Source organism: Serinicoccus kebangsaanensis, assembly GCF_008919445.1.
Taxonomy (GTDB): Bacteria; Actinomycetota; Actinomycetes; order Actinomycetales; family Dermatophilaceae; genus Ornithinicoccus; species Ornithinicoccus kebangsaanensis.
Map to the genome: position 1 here is coordinate 1 of NZ_VSLG01000010.1, position 18,329 is coordinate 18,329.

The window sequence follows — 18,329 nt, forward strand, 5'->3', positions numbered from 1 at the left end:
AGTGTGGGAGAGTAGGACACCGCCGGACCACACCCCCGCAAGGGCCCACCCACACGGGTGGGCCCTTGCGCTATACCGGGGCGGCGGGGGCGACATCCACGCCGGTCCACCGACGATCCAGGAGACCCATGCCTCGTCGTTCCAGGGTGCGTGCTCTTGCTCGGCACCTCGTGCCACCGCAGGTGCGCGCCAGGCGCGAGGCGGCTCGTCGCGAGCTGGCCGAGCAGGCAGAGCGGGATCGGCTCGCGCGGAAGGAGCAGGCGGAGCTGCAGCGTCGCCGGGCCAGGGTCGAGGAGCGTCGCCAGGCCCTGCTCGCCGCCGACCCCCAGGTCCGGCTCGTCTCCCAGGGGCGGCTGGACGGGCCGGGCCGGGTGGTGGAGACCTTCACCGCGGCCGGCGCCGCCGACCGGAACCTGCGCCTGGTCACCGACGTGCTCTGCGCAGCGGGGATCGACTACTTCATGGTCCGCGGACGGTCGCGGACGCGGCACGTGGTGGGGGTGCGCCTGGCGGACCGCGCGGCACTGCTGCGGGAGATGCGCGAGCGCTACCGCTCGAGCGCGCTCTGGGCGATCAGGCCGGGGGCCGGAGGCAAGGCGCAGGTGCTCAGCGCCTACGTCGACGGTGCGCTGGACCCCCAGATCAAGAAGGGCCTGGTCATCCGCTTCGCCGAACCGCTCCTGTCCCCGGCCGGCCGGGTGCTGGCCGGCGCGCAGTACGGCTGCGACGTGGAGTTCTGGCGGGACGGCGGCGCGGTGCTGGAGCGCGACTCGGCCGAGCAGATCAAGGAGCTGCGCTGCCAGACGCCGCCGGAGGCACTCGCCCGGTCGCGGGTCGCGCCCCGGGCCAACCGGGTCGCCGACGTGCTGCCCCCCTCGGCGCAGCGGCCGGCGACCATCGAGGTCGGCGGGAAGCAGCACCCGACGGTCGAGCCGTTCACCTGGACGCTGATGGACGAGGTCACCTTCCCGGTCGACGTCGTCTACACCTGGGTCGACGGCGGGGACGCGGCGCACGCCGCCCTGCGGGCGCGGTTCCGGGGAGACCAGGACGTCGGGATCGCGGCGAACGCCTCACGCTTCGCCAGCCATGACGAGCTGCGGTACTCCCTGCGCTCGCTGCACATGTACGCACCCTTCGTCCGGCACGTCTATCTCGTCACCGACGACCAGTGCCCGGAGTGGTTGGACCGGGACGCGCCGGGGATCACCGTGGTCGACCACCGCGACATCTTCACGGACCGGTCGGCCCTGCCCACCTTCAACTCGCACGCCATCGAGAGTCAGCTGCACCACATCGACGGGCTGTCCGACCGCTACCTCTACCTGAACGACGACGTCTTCCTGGCCCGCCCCATGCGGGCCGAGGACTTCTTCCACGCCAACGGCATCGCCCAGGTGCCGTTCTCCCCGTCTCAGTTCGGTGTGGGTGAGCTGATCGACGGCGAGGTCGCGCCCAACTCGGCCGGGAAGAACGCCCGGTCGCTCCTCGCCGCCGACTTCGGGCGGGGGATCACCCACAAGTTCAAGCACGCGCCGCACCCGCAGATCCGCCAGGTGCTCCTCGACCTGGAGGCGGCCTACCCGGACGCGCTCGGGGCGACCATGCGCTCGCGCTTCCGGTCCCCCCACGACGTCGCCCTGGCAGCCACGCTGCACCACCACTACGCCCTGCTCACCGGCCGGGCGGTCCCGGGTGAGGTGGCCATGCGCTATGTCGACATCGGCGCGGACGACGCACGAGAGCGGCTGGCCCGGCTGGAGGCGTCGCCCCAGGTGGACACCTTCTGCCTCAACGACGTCGACACTCCGCCCGAGGCCCGGGAGGCGGCGCAGCAGATGATGCGCGAGTTCCTCGTCGCGCGCTTCCCCTTCCCCTCGCCCTTCGAGCGGCGCGGCGGCGCCAACTGAGCGGGACCACGAGGCTCGTTCTGCAAAATCTTGCGAAGAGGTGTTGTCTTTCTCGCAGCGACGCCCTAGGTTGAGGCACAGGTTCTGTCCCTGCCCTCCTGGAGATCGCAATGACGCGTCCACTTCTTGCTGCTGCGCTCGGCGGCGCCCTGCTCGTCACCACCGCGGCCAGCGGTGTCCTGCCGTCCACGCCGGCCTCGTCCGCCAGTGCCGCACCGGCACGGACGGTGACGCTGGTCGGTGACCTGCAGGAGGAGCTGGGCTGCGAGCAGGACTGGGCCCCCGACTGCGAGGCCACCCGTCTGCCACCGGCCGAGGGGAGCGACACCCTCTACCGCGGCACCTTCGACGTCCCCGCCGGGCGCTGGGAGTACAAGGTGGCGCTCGACGGCGGCTGGGACGAGGCATACCCGGAGCAGAACCTGTCCTTCGAGGTGCAGGGGCCGGCTACGGTCGAGTTCTCCTTCGACGACGAGGCCGACGAGGTGGGACTCGTACCGGTCCTCCCCGAGCCGGACGAGGAGCAGGACGCGGCGCTGGCGGGGGAGAGCCTGCGCGCCCCGGTGACCCGGGAGCAGTTCTACTTCGTCATGGCCGACCGCTTCGCCAACGGCGACCCGGGCAACGACACGGCGCAGATCGACGGGGACCGGCTGCAGCACGGCTTCGACCCGACCGACAAGGGCTTCTTCCACGGCGGTGACCTCGCCGGGATCCAGCAGAAGCTGGACTACATCGAGGGTCTGGGCACGACCGCCATCTGGCTCACCCCGAGCTTCAAGAACCGCCCGGTGCAGGGGACGGGGGCCGACGCGAGCGCGGGCTACCACGGCTACTGGATCACCGACTTCACCCAGATCGACCCGCACCTGGGGACGAACGAGGAGATGAAGGCGCTCGTCGACGAGGCGCACGACCGCGGGATGAAGGTCTACTTCGACATCATCACCAACCACACCGCCGACGTCATCGACTACGCGGAGGGGGAGTACGGCTACGTCGACAAGGCGACCGAGCCCTACCGTGACGCCGCCGGCAACACCTTCGACGACCGGGACTACGTCAACAAGCCGTTCCCCCTGCTGGATCCCGAGACCTCCTTCCCCTACACCCCGGTCTTCCGCAGCGAGGAGGACGCCGAGGTCAAGGTCCCCGGGTGGCTCAACGACCCGTCGCTCTACCACAACCGCGGGGACTCCACCTTCGCCGGTGAGTCCAGCCTCTACGGCGACTTCGTCGGCCTGGACGACCTGTTCACCGAGAATCCCGAGGTGGTCGACGGCATGGTCGACATCTACTCCACCTGGGCCGAGCTCGGCATCGACGGCTTCCGGATCGACACGGTCAAGCACGTCAACCTGGAGTTCTGGCAGGAGTTCAGCCCGCGCGTGCTGGAGGCGGCGCGCGAGGGCAACGAGGACTTCTTCATGTTCGGCGAGGTCTACGACGCCAACCCGGAGTACCTGTCCACCTTCCCCACCGAGGGCGAGCTTCAGGCCGTGATCGACTTCGGCTTCCAGGCCCGCTCGGTCGCCTTCGCGCGAGGCGCGGCCACCACCGACCTGCGGACGTTCTACGCCCAGGACGACTACTACACCGACACCGACTCCAACGCCTACCAGCTGCCCACCTTCACCGGGAACCACGACATGGGTCGGGCCGCGATGATGCTGGCCGCCGACTTCTCCGGGGAGGACCTGCAGCAGCGGGTCGAGCTGACCAACGCGCTGATGTTCCTCACCCGGGGCCAGCCGGTCGTCTACTACGGCGACGAGCAGGGGTTCATCGGCAGCGGCGGCGACAAGGACGCCCGGCAGGACATGTTCGCCACCCAGGTGCAGCAGTATGCCGACGAGCCGGTCATCGGCGCCCCGTCGGGCTCGAGGGACCGCTACGACACCGGGCACCCGCTGTACCGCCAGGTCGCCGTGCTCAGCGATCTCGTCGCCGCCAACCCGGCGCTCGCCGACGGCGCGCAGATCCACCGCTACGCGAGCAACGAGGCCGGCATCTACGCCTTCTCCCGGATCGACGCCGAGGAGCAGGTCGAGTACCTCGTGGTGGCCAACAACTCCGACGAGCCCCAGCAGGCCACCCTGTCGACGTACGGGGCCCGGACCCTCTACCGCGCGATCTACGGCGAGCGGGGCCGGTTCATCACCGGAGCGGAAGGTCGTCTCACCGTGGAGGTCGACCCGTTGTCCGTCGAGGTCTACCGGGCCGAGAAGGATCTGCGCGGGCGTCGTGAGGCGCCGCCGGTCACGATGACCAGCCCGGCCGCCGGCGGGGTGGTCGGTGGCCGCGCCGAGATCGGCGCAGCGGTGCCGGAGAACGTCTTCGCGCAGGTCACCTTCGCCTACCGCCCGGTCGGTGTGGGGGAGTGGTCGGTGCTCGGGACCGACGACAACGCGCCCTACCGCGTCTTCCACGACGTCACCGACCTCCCGGAGGGGACCCTCCTGGAGTACCGCGCGATCCTGCAGGACCACTCCGGCAACGTCTCCGCCTCCTCCAGCTACGGGATCGTCGGCGAGGCGGGCGGCGGCGGAGGTGGCGGCGTCGACCCCATCGGGCCGGTGGAGCAGCCGGACGCCGTGAGCGTCCCGGGCAGCCACAACGTCGCGATGGGGTGTCCCGGCGACTGGCAGCCGGACTGCGACCAGGCCCAGCTCACGCTCGACGCCAAGGACACCGTGTGGAAGGGCACCTACGACGACGGCACCATCCCCGCGGGCGACTACGAGTACAAGGCGGCGATCGACGGCTCGTGGGACGAGAACTACGGCGCCGGGGGAGTGCCCGGCGGCCCGAACATCGGCTACTCCGCCGACGGTGGACCGGTCAGCTTCTACTACGAGCACGCCCGCCACTACGTGACCTCCGACGCCGAGGGACCGATCATCACCGCTCCCGGCTCGATGCAGAGCGAGCTGGGCTGCCCCGGTGACTGGGACCCGTCGTGCATGGCACCGTGGCTCATCGACCCGGACGGCGACGGCACGTATACCTATGCCACCACCGCGATCCCGGTCGGCAACTACGAGCTCAAGGTGGCGCACGGCCTGTCCTGGGACGAGAACTACGGCGAGGGCGGCGAGCGGGACGGCGCCAACATCGGCTTCTCGGTGCCCTCGGACGGGGTGCTCACGACCTTCAGCTACGAGCTCGGGACGCACCTGCTGACGGTGACCACGTCCGAGGCCGGCGTGGCGCCGGACCTCGGCTCACAGCGGGCCTACTGGGTGCGTGAGGGCGTGGTGGCGTGGCCCGCCGAGGGGGTCGACGACCCCACGCTGCGGGACTGGCGGCTGCACTGGTCCGCCGACGGCGGCCTGGGGATCGACGCCGAGGCCGTCACCGGGGGCGACTCCTCCCCGCTGACCCTCGACCCGGACGGGCTCCCCGACGAGGTGCTCGAGGACTTCCCGCACCTCGAGGGCTACCTCGCCCTCCGGCTGGACCGGCGCAGCGCCCGGGCCGCCGGGGACATCCTCACCGGGCAGGTGGCCGTCGCGATGTACGACGACCTCGGGCGGCTGGCCGACGCGACCGGCGTCCAGGTCCCGGGCGTCCTCGACGACCTGTATGCCGAGCGCGCCGACCGCGCCGAGCTCGGCGTGAGCTGGCGCGGGCCGAACCCGACCCTGCGCCTGTGGGCCCCGACCGCCCAGGACGTCCGGCTGCTGACCTGGCCCGAAGGCGGGGAGGGTGATCCGCAGGAGTCGTCCCTGCGCCGGCTGAAGGACGGCAGCTGGGAGGTCAAGGGGAAGAGATCCTGGACGGGACGCGAGTACCTCTTCGAGGTCGACGTCTTCGTGCCGGAGACCGGGGCGGTGGAGACCAACCGGGTCACCGACCCGTACTCGGTCGCCCTGACCCTCGACAGCGAGCGCTCGGTGCTGGTCGACCTGGACGACCGGCGCTGGCAGCCAAGGGTCTGGCAGCGGGCGGAGGCGCCGGCGCTCGAGGACGAGGTCGACCAGACGATCTACGAGCTGCACGTGCGCGACTTCTCGATGGCCGACCCGGACGTGCCGGCCGAGCTGCGCGGCTCCTACCTGGCCTTCGCCGAGGACGGCTACGGCCGCCGCCACCTGGAGTCGCTCGCCGAGGCGGGGATGAACACGGTGCACCTGCTCCCGACCTTCGACATCGCCTCCATCCCGGAGACGACGGCGGACGCGGACGCGGTGCCGCAGCCGGACTGCGACCTCGACTCGCTCCCGCCGGACAGCGCCGAGCAGCAGGAGTGCGTCATGGCGCAGGCCGACGCGGATGCCTTCAACTGGGGCTACGACCCGTGGCACTTCATGGCGCCCGAGGGCTCCTACGCCTCGACGACCGAGGCGGCCCAGGGCGGTGCCCGGGTGGCGGAGTTCCGGACGATGGTCGGCGGGCTGCACGAGTCCGGTCTCCGCGTCGTCCTGGACCAGGTCTTCAACCACACCGCCCAGTCGGGTCAGGGGGACAAGAGCGTCCTCGACAAGGTCGTGCCCGGCTACTACCACCGGCTCAACGCCGTCGGTGACGTGGAGACCTCGACCTGCTGCCAGAACATCGCGACCGAGCACGCCATGGCCGAGAAGTTGATGGTGGACGCGGTGGTCCTCTGGGCGCGCGACTACAAGGTCGACGGCTTCCGCTTCGACCTCATGGGTCACCACAGCCGGGACAACATGGAAGCGGTGCGTGCCGCGCTGGACGAGCTCACCGTCCGCCGCGACGGGGTCGACGGCTCGCAGGTCACGCTCTACGGCGAGGGATGGAACTTCGGCGAGGTGGCCGACAACGCCCGGTTCTACCAGGCCACGCAGGGCCAGCTCGACGGCACCTCGATCGGCACCTTCAACGACCGGCTCCGCGACGGCGTCCGCGGTGGCGGACCCTTCGACGAGGACCCGGGTGCGGAGAAGGGCTTCGCGACGGGTGGCAGCAGCGGCAACGACACCGACCTGGTGCAGGTCGGCCTCGCCGGCAACCTGCGGGGCTTCGAGCTGCGCAGCCAGGAGACCGGTGAGGTGGTGAGCGGCGAGCAGGTCGACTACAACGGCTCGCCGGCCGGCTACGCGGAGGACCCGGACGAGGTCGTCAACTACGTGGACGCCCACGACAACGAGACGATCTTCGACGCCCTCACCTTCAAGCTGCCGCAGGACCTGCCGATGGCGGACCGGGTGCGGATGAACACCCTCGCCCTGTCCACCACCACGCTGTCGCAGTCCATCAGCTTCTGGCACGGTGGTGCCGACCTGCTGCGCAGCAAGAGCCTGGACCGCAACTCCTACAACAGCGGCGACTGGTTCAACCTGCTCGACCTCACCCTCGAGGACAACGGCTTCGGCCGCGGCCTGCCGCCGGCGGCGGACAACGAGGACAAGTGGGACCTCATGCGCCCGCTGCTCGCCGACCCGGCCCTGAAGCCCGCGCCGGAGGACATCGAGCAGGCCTCGGCGATGGCCGCCGACCTGCTCCGGCTGCGCTTCTCCAGCGAGCTCTTCCGGCTCGGGGACCCGGCGCAGATCGAGCAGAAGGTCTCCTTCCCCGTGTCCGGCACGGACGCCGGGGACGAGCAGGTGATCGTGATGCGCATCGACGACACCACCGGCCCCGACGCGGACGCGGACCTCGACGGCCTCGTCGTCGTCTTCAACGCCGGCGACACCGCGGTCGACCAGGTCGTCCCCGGGCTCGCGGGCGTGCCGATGGAGCTGTCCCCGGTGCAGGTCGACGGCGCCGACGAGGTCGTCAAGGACGCGGTGTGGGAGGAGGCAAGCGGCACCGCCCAGGTGCCCGCCCGGACCGTGGCGGTCTTCGTCCAGCCCTGAGCCGGCAGGCAGGATAGGCAGGATGGATCCCCTCGACCTGCTCCGCGCCCGCGCCCACTGGCTGACCCGGGACCTGGTCGCCGTCCCGGCCACGGCACTGCCGCCGGGCACCGCCGCCGAGGACCTCTCGTGGACCCTCGCGGTGTCCGCGGAGGGCGGGCTCGATCCGTCGGCGGCGGACGGTGGTCCCGGCGAGCGGCTCACCCTCACGCTCGCCGACGGTGCGTTGCCGCACGAGGCGGCGGAGCGGTGGCCGCACCTGTCGGCATACCACCCGCTGCACCTGGGCGGGGCCGACGCGGCCGGTGCCGCGGAGCTGCTCACCGGGCAGGTCGCGCTCTTCGGCCACGATGCGACCGGGTCCCTGCGCCTCGCCACGTCGCTGCAGGTGCCAGGCGTGCTCGACGACCTCCACGCCCCCTCGGTCCTGGGCCGGAGCCTGGGCGTGAGCTGGCGGGGGGAGCTCGGGCGGCGGGTGCCCACGGTGCAGGTCTGGGCCCCCACGGCACGCCGGGTCGAGCTGCTGCTGTGGGAGGGCGTGCCGGACCCAGGACGGGCCGAGCCGTGGACGCCCACCGGGTCCCCGATGCGGGTGCCGATGGAGCGCGAGCCGGACGGCACGTGGACGGCGACCGGCACCGCGGCCTGGGCCGACCGCTGCTACCTGCTGGAGCTGGACCACGTGCTGCCCCGGACCGGCGAACGACGCGTCGTGCGCAGCACCGACCCCTGGTCGGTCGGGCTGTCCCTCGACTCCCGGCACTCGGTGCTGGTCGACCTGGACGACCCCAGGCACGCCCCGAGGCGGTGGACCCAGGCTCCGGTCCCGGCACCGATCCGAGCCGTCGACCAGGCGATCTACGAGCTGCACGTCCGGGACTTCTCCCGGGACGACACCGAGGTGCCGGAGGCCGAGCGAGGCTCCTACCTGGCCTTCGCCTCTCCGGGACGGGGTGTCCGGCACCTGGCCGCGCTCGCCGACGCCGGTCTGACCACGGTCCATCTGCTGCCGACCTACGACCTCACCTCGGTGCCCGAGGACCCGGCGCTGCGGGCGCAGGAGGCGCCCGCCGAGCTGGGGTCGTGGCCACCGGACAGCCCCGAGCAGCAGCGCCGGATCCGGGCGCACGCGTTGCGCGACGCCTTCAACTGGGGTTACGACCCCTGGCACTTCCTCGCGCCGGAGGGGTCCTACACCTCCGCGCCCGGCCAGGCGCACGGCGGTGCCCGCACCGCGCAGTTCCGCACCATGGTGGCCGGGCTGCACGAGCTCGGTCTCCGCGTGGTCCTGGACCAGGTCTACAACCACACGACCGACTCCGGGCTGCACCGTGCCTCGGTGCTGGACCGGGTCGTGCCGGGCTACTACCACCGGCTGGACGCCGAGGGATCGGTCGAGACCACGACCTGCTGCCAGAACCTCGCGACCGAGCACGCGGTCGCCGGCAAGCTCATGGTGGACGGCTGCCTGCTGTGGGTGCGGCACTACCGGGTCGACGGCTTCCGGTTCGACCTCATGGGCCATCACTCCCGGGCGAACCTGGAGGCCGTCCGGGCGGCGCTGGACGCGCTCACCCCCGAGGAGCACGGGGTGGACGGCCGCGCCGTGCACCTCTACGGCGAGGGATGGGACTTCGGCGAGGTGGCAGGCGGTGCGCGTTTCCGGCAGGCCCGGCAGGGCGAGCTGGACGGCACCGGCATCGGCACCTTCAACGACCGGCTGCGGGACGCGGTGCGCGGCGGCAGCGTCCACGACCCCGACCCGAGGTCGGGGCTGGGCTTCGCCACCGGCGGTCGCGACCCCCGGCACACCGACCTGCTCCAGATCGGGCTCGCCGGTGGGCTGCGCGGACTGCGCCTGCGGAGCCAGGAGACGGGGGAGTGGGTGCGCGGTGCGCAGGTGGCCTACGGCGACGCACCGGGTGGGTATGCCTCCGCCCCCGAGGAGGTGGTCAACTACGTCGACGCGCACGACAACGAGACGCTGTGGGACACGCTCGTCCTCAAGCTGCCCGCCGACACCCCGATGGCCGAACGCCTGCGGCGCAACACGCTGGCCCTCGCGACGGTGACCCTCTCCCAGGGGATCAGCTTCTGGCACGCCGGTGCCGAGATCCTCCGGAGCAAGAGCCTGGACCGCAACAGCTACGCCTCGGGCGACTGGTTCAACCACTTCGACCCCGGCCTGCAGGACAACGGCTTCGCCCGTGGCCTGCCGCCGGAGCCGGACAACGGCGCCCGCTGGGAGGTGATGGGCCCGTTGCTGGCCGACCCGGCGCTACGGCCCACCACCGCACAGATGGCGGGGGCCCGGGACCAGGCGCTGGACCTGCTGCGGCTACGGGCCCGGCACCCGTTGCTCCGGCTCGGCAGCGCCGAGGCGATCGAGCAGGCGGTCAGCTTCCCGGTCTCGGGCACCGAGCACGGCGGAGCGGACCGGGTGGTCATGCTCGTCGACGGACGGCTGCTGCGCTCGCCGGTGCGTAGCCTCGAGGACGGGGTGCTGGTGGTCCTCAACGCCTCGCTCGACGCGGCGACCATCACGGTCCCGGCCCTGGCCGGGCAGCGCTGGGAGCTCTCCCCGGTGCACCGGGGAGGGGCGGACGAGCAGGTCAAGGCGACCGGGTGGCGGCTGGCCGAGGGGCAGGTGCGGGTGCCCGGGCTGACGGCCGCGGTGCTGGTCCGCGAGCGCGCTCGCGGTCAGGTGCGGCTGGAGCCGGGCGAGCTCGGGTCGACGGGCAGCGGGCAGGTGTAGACGACCACGCGCTTGGCCGCCGGGTTGCCCTGGCCCACGCGGCGGTAGCGGTCCAGCACCTCGAGCAGCTCGGCCCGCAGCGCGCTGAGCTGCTCGGTCGTGACCTGCACGGTGTGGTCCTCCAGGCCGCACGTCTGGCGCCACACCGGGTCCCAGGCGTGCTGCTCCGCGAGCCAGCCGCGCGCCCGGTCACCGAAGTGGGCGAGGTAGTCCAGGGCCAGCCAGTCGGCGGCCTGGGCATCGTCCTCGTCCACCGGCTCCTCGTCGGACGGTGCGTCGGCAGCCAGGTCGACGGCACGCCACACCCGCCGCCGCCCGGTGCCGGTGCCGGTGTCCTCGACCAGGCCCACCTCGGCGAGCTTGCGCAGGTGGTAGGACGTCGCCCCGGTGTGCGTGCCCAGCGCGTCGGCCAGCTCGGTCCCGGTCGCCCGGCCGTGCACCCGCAGCTCCGCCAGCAGCCGGCTGCGCAGCGGGTGGGCCAGGGTCCGCAGCGCGGATCGGTCGGGCACGCTCAGGTCTCCTGCCCGAAGCTCTCCCGCGTCGTCTCCGCCTGCGCGGTCTCGGGGTTCGAGGCGAGGAAGGCGTTGACCCACCTGGCCTGCGGGTCGGCGTCGATGAGGATCGCCTTGACCAGCAGGGTCGCCGGGAGCGCGAGCAGCGCGCCGACCGGGCCCAGCACCCAGGCCCAGACGACCAGCGAGATGAAGGTGATGGTCGGGGTGACCCCGACGGCGTCCCCGGTGAACTTCGGCTGGATGAGCGACTGGACGACGAAGTTCAGCACGCTGTAGACCGCCACCACGAGCAGGGCGTTCACCGGGCCGTTCGCCAGCAGGGCCACGACCGCGGGCGGGACCAGGCCGATGACGAACCCGATGTTGGGGATGTAGTTGGTGAGGAAGGAGAGCACGCCCCAGGCCAGCGCCAGGGGCACGCCCAGCCACACCAGGGCGATGACGTCCAGCAGCGCCACGATGAGACCGAAGACCGTCGTCACCACCCAGTAGCGCCGCACGCCCTGCCCGAAGCTCACCAGCGCGTGCGCGACGTTCGGGTGCTGGTCCTTGACCAGCGCCATCCGGCGCCCGGCGCTGAGCGTGTCGATCATGAGGAAGAAGATGACGATGACGGTGGTGGTCAGCAGCCCGAGGATGCCGCCGAGGTTGCTGAGCACACCGCCGAGGGCGCCGATGATGCGGCTCGGGTCGAGGGCCGACTCCAGCTGCTCGGTCAGCGTGTCCTGCTGCAGGCCGTAGCCCTCCAGGAAGGTGATCACCTGGTTGTAGAGCTCGGTGTACCGCTGCCGGTACTCCCGCGAGCTCAGCTCCTCCACCATGGCGGCGGCGGACCAGCCCAGGGCGGTGAAGAAGCCGAGGAGGAAGGCGAAGATCGCGGTCCCGGTCACCACGGCGGCGAGCGGTCTGGGCGTCCCGACCTTCACCAACCAGCGCTGCAGCGGCACCGCGGCGAGGACGAGGTTCAGCGCCAGGAACACCGGGGCCACGTAGTCCCGCAGCTGGTGCAGGCCGAGGAGCACGGCGAAGGCCAGGGTGATGCCGAGCAGCACCAGGAGGGCGCGGGGCCACGGCTCCGGCGCGACCGGCACCGGTGCCGGTGTGCCCGCGGCGGCGCCGACGTGGTCCGCGTCGCGGCGCTCGGCCGCTCGCCGACGGAGGGAGGGCAGGATCGGCACGACGTGCTCCTTTCGACGAGGCCGAGCGTACGCGAGCGTGGTGCGCGATGCACACTTTCTGTGCACAAAAGTGCTGCATCAGGGTGCGGCGGCATCGACATACCGGCTCTGACCTGTGCTTTTGTCTGTTTTGGGGTGCCTGCGAAGGCTCGGTAGACTAGAACGGTTGCCCGATCCAAACACCCACTCCCGAGAAGAAGGTCTGCCGATGCGCACCTACTCCCCGAAGGCCGGTGACATCACCCGCGCCTGGCACGTCATCGACGCCACGGACGTCGTCCTGGGTCGTCTGGCGTCCCAGACCGCGACGCTGCTGCGTGGCAAGCACAAGACGATCTTCGCCCCCCACGTGGACACCGGCGACTTCGTCATCATCATCAACGCCGACAAGGTGGCCCTGACCGGCTCCAAGCTGGAGCAGAAGAAGGCCTACCGGCACTCCGGCTACCCGGGTGGGCTCAAGGCCCAGAGCTATGAGCAGATGCTCGAGAAGCACCCCACCCGCGCGGTGGAGAAGGCCGTGCGCGGCATGCTCCCCAAGAACTCGCTGGGCCGGCAGATGCTCTCCAAGCTGAAGGTCTACGCGGGCGACACCCACCCGCACGCCGCCCAGAAGCCCGTCCCGTTCGAGATCTCCCAGGTCGCCCAGTAAGGAAGCCGAAGGACCCATGACTGTCAACGACATCGACACCACCGACGGCGCCGACTTCGACGAGAACGCCGTCTCCGAGTACACCTCCGAGTCCGCTCCCGCCGCCGAGGGCACGACCGAGCGCCCGAGCGCGTCGGCACCCGGTGCCGGCACCGGCCGCCGCAAGCAGGCGGTCGCCCGCGTCCGCATCGTCCCGGGCAGCGGCCAGTGGCGCATCAACGGCCGCACCCTGGCGGAGTACTTCCCGAACAAGGTGCACCAGCAGATCGCGGCCGAGGCGCTCACCCTGCTCGAGCTGGACGGCGCCTACGACGTCCTCGTGCGCGTGCACGGCGGCGGCCCCTCCGGCCAGGCCGGGGCCGTGCGCCTCGGCGTGGCCCGCTCGCTCAACGGCGTCGACGCCGAGCTGAACCGGCCCGCGCTCAAGCGCGCCGGTCTGCTCACCCGCGACGCCCGCGTGCCCGAGCGCAAGAAGGCCGGCCTCAAGAAGGCCCGCAAGGCGCCGCAGTACAGCAAGCGCTGATCTGTCACGGCGTCGCCGGTCGGCCACCACCGACCGGGCGCGCCCCCTCGACGGCCCGCCAGGAGCACCCCTTCCGGCGGGCCGTCGATGTTCGACCACGCCGCGCGGAGGCACGCCAGGGCGAGCGCCCGGCACCGGGTGGGAGATACTGCCCTGTCAGCCCGCACGGGACGACCACGACGAGAAGGACGACGCATGGGACGGCTCTTCGGCACTGACGGGGTGCGTGGCCTGGCCAACCGGGACATCACCGCCGAGCTGGCGCTGAACCTGTCCGTGGCGGTCGCGCACGAGCTGGGCGGGCAGAGCGTCTACGGCGGCAACCGCGCGACCGCGGTCGTGGGCCGCGACCCGCGGGCCTCGGGGGAGTTCCTCTCCGCCGCCGTCATGGCAGGGCTGGCATCCGCCGGTGTCGACGTGCTCGACGCCGGGGTGCTGCCGACCCCCGCCATCGCCTACCTCACCCAGCGGATGAACGCCGAGATGGGCGCCATGCTCTCCGCGTCGCACAACGCGATGCCGGACAACGGGCTGAAGTTCTTCGCCCGGGGTGGCCACAAGCTGGCGGACGAGATCGAGGACCGCATCTCCGAGCGCATCGGCGGTGAGTGGGACCGGCCCACCGGACCCGGGGTCGGCCGGATCAGGCCCTTCCGCCGCGGGGCGGAGTTCTACATCGAGCACCTCCTCCAGGCGGCTCCGGGTCGCCTGGACGGGCTGCGGATCGTCATCGACGCCGCCCACGGCGCCGCCTCCGAGGTGGGCCCGGAGGTCTTCCGGAGGGCCGGCGCGACCGTCGACCTCATCGGGGCCGACCCCAACGGGCTCAACATCAACGACGGCGCGGGGTCGACGCACCTGGACCAGCTGCAGGAGGCCGTCCGGCTGCGCGGCGCGGACATGGGTGTGGCCTTCGACGGCGACGCCGACCGCTGCCTCGCCGTCGACGCCCGCGGTGAGCAGGTCGACGGCGACCAGATCATGGCGATCCTGGCGCTGGACCTGCACGAGCGCGGAGAGCTCACGGAGGACACCCTCGTCGCGACGGTGATGAGCAACCTGGGGCTGCTGCAGGCCATGGAGCGCGCGGGGATCACCGTGATCCAGACCGCCGTGGGGGACCGCTACGTGCTGGAGGAGATGCGCGCCCGGGGTCTGTCCCTGGGTGGGGAGCAGTCGGGCCACGTCATCATGCTGGAGCACGGGACCACCGGCGACGGTGTGCTCACGGCGCTCGCCCTCGCGCAGCGGGTGGTCTCCGCCGGTCAGGCGCTGCACGAGCTCGCCGGGGTGATGACCCGCCTGCCGCAGATCCTGGTCAACGTGAAGGGCGTCGACAAGGACCGGGTCGAGCAGGACCAGGGCGTGACCGACGCGGTCGCCGGCATCGAGGCCGAGCTGGGCGACCAGGGCCGGGTCCTGCTCCGCAAGTCGGGCACCGAGCCGGTGGTGCGGGTCATGGTCGAGGCGGACACCCAGGAGCGGGCGGCGCAGTATGCCGACCGGCTCGCTCAGGTCGTCCAGGAGCGGCTCGCGCTGTAGTCGAGCAGCCGCTCGATCTCCTCGACCCCGGTCGCCGGGGTGCCGAGCATCCCCTCGCTCCCGACGAGGACGGCGGTCGGGCCGGTGCCGGCGCCGACCGCGGTGAACAGGCGCGCTCCGGGGTCCCACCACACGTCCTCGAGGCCGCCCACCCTCGGCTCCGACCACGGCGGTTGCGTGTGGACCAGGTGGACGCCGAGGTCGGGGGCTCGCTCGCGCCACCCGGGGAGGCGCTCGAGCACGGCGAAGGTGGACCCGCACCAGCAGCTCACCAGGACCAGCAGCTGGGGCCGGGCCAGGGTCAGGGACAGCAGCGGGATCGTGTCCAGCTCGGCGTCCACCAGCAACGAGCCGAGCACCGAGGACCTCGGCGGGGTGGCCGACCGCACACGGTCGGGGGAGGCACCGCCACCGGCCAGGACGCCCAGGACGGCGAGGGTCAGGGCCAGGGCCAGCCAGACCGCGTCGGACCACGCGTAGCCGGTGACGAGGCCGACGGTGGTGGAGCCGGTCACGGCGAGCCAGCCGGCCACGAGGGCCAGGCCCACGAGCACGGTGTTGCGCGCGACGGTGCGGCCCGTGATCCGGTGGTTGCCGACGCGGCCGAAGCAGGCGCACACCGGCCGCGGGTCGAGGCCCATGGCGCGCACCACCACCGCGAGGAAGGCGCCGAAGAGGGCCACCGCCGAGCCGCAGCCCAGGGCATACGTCCAGCGCCAGGGGGTGAGCAGCAGGGCCGCCGTCGTCAGCTCCACCCAGGGCAGCGCCCACCCGACAGTGGTCGGCGGCACCCAGCGGGGCAGCCGCAGGGCCTGCACCATGCTCGCCGTGGCACCGCGGTCGCGCAGCTTGGCCACCCCGGACAGGACGAGGACCGCCGCGAGGGCCAGTGGTGCCAGGGAGAGGGCGGCCATCGCGACCTGCTCAGACCAGCTGGGTCAGCCGGCCGGTGTCGACGTCGTAGCGGAAGCCCCCGACCTCGGCCCGCCCCTGGATGAGCGGGTGGGAGGTCACCCGGTGCACGTCCTCGGCCAGCGCCGCCTCCTGGTCCGGCACCACGTGGAAGCGCTGGAACCACGCATCGACCCCGGCCCGCTCCGAGATCGTCTCGCGCAGCTCGTTCTCGCTCCTGGTGGTCATGGCGCAGCGGGTGTGCGGGACCACCAGGATCCGGTCGACGCCCAGCAGGTGCACGCCCAGGACGAGCGCCTCCAGGGCGGCGTCGGTGACGCGCCCACCCGGGTTGCGGAAGATCTTGGCGTCCCCGTGGGTGAGACCGAGCAGCTGCAGCGGCTCGATGCGGGAGTCCATGCAGGTGATGACGGCGACCCCGGCCCGCGCCACCCCGTCGAAGCCCTGGAGCGCCTGCGCGTGGCTGGCGGCATACTCCTCGTTGGCGCGGAGCAGGTCGTCGAACGCGGTCGTGGTGCTCATGAGGCGCCAGCCTAGCCGGGTGCGCGCTCAGGCGAGCCCGAGGTCCTGCCGGGTGGGCGCCGCGGCACCGGCCCGCGCGACGGTGAACCCGGCGCACTCGACCGCCCGCTCCAGCGCGGGGGCGATGTCCTCCAGCTCGGCCTGTGCCAGCCGGCGGCGCGCCTCGGGGGAGCCGAGCAGCCCTGCGTCGAGCAGCCCGCTGACCAGCCCCGACATGAAGGAGTCGCCCGCCCCCACGGTGTCGACCACCTGGACGGTGAGCGAGGGCAGCTCCAGGGTGGTGTCGTCGCGGGAGAGGTGGACGACCGCCCCCTCACCGCCGCGGGTCACGACGACCAGCTCCGGTCCGAGCTGACCCCACTCGTGGACCACCTGCACCACGTCCGCGTCGGCGCCGTAGAGCCACTCGACGTCCTCCAGGCTGGCCTTGACGACGTCGCTGCGGCCGATGCACTCCTCGATCCGCTGCCGCGCGTCCCGGGGGTCGCCCATGATCGAGGGTCGGGCGTTGGGGTCGTAGGAGACCGTCGCCGTCGCCCGGGCCTGCTCGATCAGCCGCACGACGTCCGAGCCACCGGGCTCCAGGGTGGCGGCGATCGACCCGGTGTGGACGTGGCCGACGCCGTCGAGGTCCTGCGGGCCGACGGCCCAGGACAGGTCGAACTCGTAGGTCGCCACCGCCTCGGCGTCCAGGTGCGCGGTGGCGGTCGAGGTGCGGTCGGCCCCCATCGACCCCTCGGTGAGGTGCACGCCGTAGCGCTCGACGTGCTGGCGCACCCGGTCCCCGTGCTCGTCCTGCGCGAGGTATGCCGTGAGCCGGCTGTCGTGGTCGAGCGCGGCGACCCCGATCGCGACGTTGGCGGGTGACCCCCCGACGTGCTCGCTGCGCTCGCCGTCGCCGTGCGGCACGACGATGTCGATCAGAGCCTCGCCGACGGTGAGGACGGCGGCCATCAGACGGCGTCCGGGGCGAGCGAGTCGGAGATCGCGGCGACCTTGTCCAGGCGGTGGTGCGAGGTGATCTCGCGGATCGTCCCGGAGCGGGACCGCATCACCAGCGACTGGGTGACGGCGGTGCCGGAGCCGTAGCGGACGCCGTGCAGCAGCTCGCCGGTGGTGATGCCGGTGGCGACGAAGAAGCAGTTGTCGCCGGTCACCAGGTCGTCGGTGGACAGCACCCGGTCGAGGTCGTGGCCCGCGTCGATGGCCTTCTGCCGTTCCTCGTCGTCCTTGGGCCAGAGCCGACCCTGGATCACCCCGCCCATGGCCTTCATGGCGCAGGCGGTGATGATGCCCTCCGGTGTGCCGCCGATGCCGATGAGCATGTCGACCGAGGAGCCCTCGCGGGCCGCGGCGATCGCCGCGGCCACGTCGCCGTCGGTGATGAACCGCAGCCGGGCCCCGGCCTCGCGGACCTCGTGGGTGTAGCGGTCGTGGCGCGGGCGGTCGAGCATGATGACCGTGAGGTCCTCGACGTAGCGCTTCTTGGCGCGGGCGATGCGGCGCAGGTTCTCCTGCACCGGCAGCCGGATGTCCACCCGGTCCGCCACCTCGGCGCCCACCACCAGCTTGTCCATGTAGAACACGGCGGACGGGTCATACATCGTGCCGCGCTCGGAGACGGCCATCACGGCGATCGAGTTGTCCATCCCCTTGGCCGTCGGGGTGGTGCCGTCGATCGGGTCCACGGCGACGTCGACGGCAGGCCCGTTGCCGTCGCCGACCGCCTCCCCGTTGAACAGCATCGGGGCCTCGTCCTTCTCGCCCTCCCCGATGACGACCACACCGTCCATGGCGACCTGGGAGATGACCTTGCGCATGGCCTCGACCGCCGCGTTGTCGGCGAGGTTCTTGTCGCCACGCCCCACCCACCGGCCGGCCGCCAGGGCCGCCGCCTCGGTCACCCGGACCAGCTCCATCGCCAGGTTGCGGTCCGGGAGGACCTGGTCGGTCGTCTTCGGTGAACGGTCGGCCATGGGCCCCTCCTTCGTCGGA

Annotated in this window: 12 protein-coding genes; 6 read left to right on the plus strand and 6 right to left on the minus strand. The window is 72.2% G+C overall.

Annotated elements, in window-relative coordinates:
- Positions 1-146: 146 nt before the first annotated feature.
- The 3 genes from FXF60_RS11130 to pulA (FXF60_RS11140) all read left to right on the plus strand — a co-directional run bounded on the left by FXF60_RS11130 (position 147) and on the right by pulA (FXF60_RS11140) (position 10,490).
- Entirely contained in the window at positions 147-1,910 is a 1,764-nt protein-coding gene (locus tag FXF60_RS11130) for a stealth family protein (RefSeq protein WP_238335822.1), read from the plus strand.
- 110 nt (positions 1,911-2,020) lie between these two features.
- Positions 2,021-7,735, plus strand: coding sequence for a pullulanase-type alpha-1,6-glucosidase (gene pulA, locus FXF60_RS11135; RefSeq protein WP_151526043.1), 5,715 nt, complete (start codon positions 2,021-2,023; stop codon positions 7,733-7,735).
- Positions 7,736-7,757: 22 nt separating this feature from the next.
- Positions 7,758-10,490 (plus strand): pullulanase-type alpha-1,6-glucosidase, encoded by a 2,733-nt coding sequence (gene pulA, locus FXF60_RS11140; protein WP_151526044.1) that lies wholly within the window; start codon positions 7,758-7,760, stop codon positions 10,488-10,490.
- Here pulA (FXF60_RS11140) and FXF60_RS11145 read toward each other — a convergent pair.
- Positions 10,436-10,999, minus strand: coding sequence for an ArsR/SmtB family transcription factor (locus tag FXF60_RS11145; RefSeq protein WP_151526045.1), 564 nt, complete (start codon positions 10,997-10,999; stop codon positions 10,436-10,438). The two genes, pulA (FXF60_RS11140) and FXF60_RS11145, sit on opposite strands and share 55 nt — an antisense overlap.
- 2 nt (positions 11,000-11,001) lie before the next feature.
- On the minus strand, positions 11,002-12,183 hold the full coding sequence (locus tag FXF60_RS11150; protein ID WP_151526046.1) for an AI-2E family transporter: 1,182 nt from the start codon (positions 12,181-12,183) through the stop codon (positions 11,002-11,004).
- A 208-nt stretch (positions 12,184-12,391) separates the two neighbouring features.
- Between FXF60_RS11150 and rplM the strand changes: the two genes are divergently transcribed.
- The 3 genes from rplM (at position 12,392) to glmM (ending at position 14,900) form a co-directional block, all read left to right on the plus strand.
- Complete coding sequence (rplM, locus tag FXF60_RS11155) at positions 12,392-12,835, plus strand: 50S ribosomal protein L13 (RefSeq protein ID WP_151526047.1); 444 nt, start codon at positions 12,392-12,394, stop codon at positions 12,833-12,835.
- A gap of 16 nt (positions 12,836-12,851) precedes the next feature.
- Positions 12,852-13,358 (plus strand): 30S ribosomal protein S9, encoded by a 507-nt coding sequence (gene rpsI, locus FXF60_RS11160; RefSeq protein ID WP_151526048.1) that lies wholly within the window; start codon positions 12,852-12,854, stop codon positions 13,356-13,358.
- Between the two features lie 195 nt (positions 13,359-13,553).
- Positions 13,554-14,900, plus strand: coding sequence for a phosphoglucosamine mutase (gene glmM, locus FXF60_RS11165; protein ID WP_151526049.1), 1,347 nt, complete (start codon positions 13,554-13,556; stop codon positions 14,898-14,900).
- On the opposite strand, the gene FXF60_RS11170 is transcribed toward glmM, so the two are convergent.
- Genes FXF60_RS11170 through glpX form a run of 4 tightly spaced genes read right to left on the minus strand, consistent with a single transcriptional unit; the run spans position 14,870 to position 18,310 of the window.
- Positions 14,870-15,814, minus strand: coding sequence for a MauE/DoxX family redox-associated membrane protein (locus FXF60_RS11170; protein ID WP_151526050.1), 945 nt, complete (start codon positions 15,812-15,814; stop codon positions 14,870-14,872). The genes glmM and FXF60_RS11170 overlap by 31 nt on opposite strands.
- Before the next feature lie 10 nt (positions 15,815-15,824).
- Positions 15,825-16,334 carry a beta-class carbonic anhydrase gene (locus FXF60_RS11175; RefSeq protein ID WP_151526051.1) on the minus strand — a complete coding sequence of 170 codons (510 nt, stop codon included), beginning with the start codon at positions 16,332-16,334 and terminating at the stop codon, positions 15,825-15,827.
- 27 nt (positions 16,335-16,361) lie between these two features.
- Positions 16,362-17,288, minus strand: a complete 927-nt coding sequence (locus FXF60_RS11180; RefSeq protein ID WP_151526052.1) for a carbohydrate kinase family protein — start codon at positions 17,286-17,288, stop codon at positions 16,362-16,364.
- On the minus strand, positions 17,288-18,310 hold the full coding sequence (gene glpX / locus FXF60_RS11185; RefSeq protein WP_151526053.1) for a class II fructose-bisphosphatase: 1,023 nt from the start codon (positions 18,308-18,310) through the stop codon (positions 17,288-17,290). Before glpX ends, FXF60_RS11180 begins: the two co-directional genes overlap by 1 nt.
- Between the last annotated feature and the right edge of the window lie 19 nt (positions 18,311-18,329).